Source organism: Mycobacterium sp. TH-M11, assembly GCF_057473725.1.
In genome coordinates, this window is sequence record NZ_JBYCLD010000059.1 from 1 (window position 1) to 1,527 (window position 1,527).

Below are 1,527 nucleotides of genomic sequence, written 5' to 3' on the forward strand. Positions count from 1 at the left end.
GGTTGGGCAGACATGATCAAAACTCCAGGTTCTCGCTGTTGGTGGTTTCTGGTCCCATCGGCGATCCGGCCTCACACAACAGACGAGCCCCGGGTCGGCGAAGCGGACCGCGGGGCTTGGCGTTGCAGCTAAACCACGGGCACCGCTGACCGGTACCCGTAGAAAAATCGACGCTGCATGTCGAGCACGAACCGAGTCTGCCACTAAGGGCAGTGCCAGCGCAAAGACTGTCGCCGGGCGGCGGTACGTTGGGAACGCTATGAGCTTGCACGCCACTTCGCAGACCGATCACCTCCTCGATGGGCTCAACCCGCAGCAGCGGCGCGCCGTGCTGCACGAGGGTTCCCCGCTATTGATCGTGGCCGGAGCCGGCTCGGGCAAGACCGCGGTGCTGACCCGGCGCATCGCCTATCTGTTGGCCGCCCGCGACGTCGGGGTGGGCCAGATCCTGGCGATCACCTTCACCAACAAGGCCGCCGCCGAGATGCGTGAGCGGGTGTCGAGTCTCGTCGGACCCCGGGCCAGGGTGATGTGGGTATCGACCTTTCACTCCACCTGCGTGCGGATCCTGCGTAACCAGGCCTCGGTGGTTCCCGGTCTGAACTCGAATTTCTCGATCTATGACGCCGACGATTCGCGGCGGCTGCTGCTGATGATCGGCCGAGACATGGGCCTGGACGTCAAACGGCACTCGCCGCGGTTGCTGGCCAACGCGATTTCCAACCTGAAGAACGAACTGATCGACCCGGACCGGGCGCTGGCCGAGCTCACCGAGAGCTCCGATGACCTGAGCCGGGTGGTGGCAGCGGTGTATGGCGAGTACCAGCGCCGGCTGCGGTCGGCCAACGCGCTGGACTTCGACGACCTGATCGGTGAGACGGTCGCGATTCTGCAGGCGTTCCCGGAGATCGCCGCGCACTATCGGCGCCGATTCCGGCACATCCTGGTCGACGAGTATCAGGACACCAACCATGCCCAGTACATGTTGGTGCGCGAGCTGGCCGGCCATTCCGTTGAAGGCGGGCAGGGCGGCGCGGACGCCGCCGAGCTGCCGCCCGCGGAACTGTGCGTGGTCGGTGACGCCGATCAGTCGATCTACGCCTTCCGCGGCGCGACCATCCGCAACATCGAGGACTTCGAGCGCGACTACCCCGACGCGACCACCATCCTGTTGGAACAGAACTACCGCTCCACTCAGAACATCCTCTCGGCAGCCAATGCGGTGATCGCCTACAACTCCGGGCGCCGGGAGAAACGACTGTGGACCGACGCCGGTGACGGCGAGCTGATCGTCGGCTACGTCGCCGACAACGAACACGACGAGGCACGGTTCGTCGCGCAGGAGATCGACGCGCTGACCGATGCGGGCGCGATCAACTACAGCGACGTCGCGGTGTTCTACCGCACCAACAACGCGTCGCGGTCGCTGGAAGAGGTGTTCATCCGCAGCGGCATCCCGTACAAAGTCGTTGGCGGCGTGCGCTTCTACGAACGCAAAGAGATCCGCGACATCATCGCCTACCTGCG

General features: G+C 64.9%; 1 protein-coding gene. It reads left to right on the top strand.

Translation table 11 applies throughout. The annotated features are described in order from the left end of the window. Positions 1-259 precede the first annotated feature (259 nt). Positions 260-1,527, top strand: a 1,268-nt coding sequence (locus tag AC2VOG_RS02245) for a UvrD-helicase domain-containing protein (RefSeq protein ID WP_486938286.1), incomplete at its 3' end; no start/stop codon positions are given.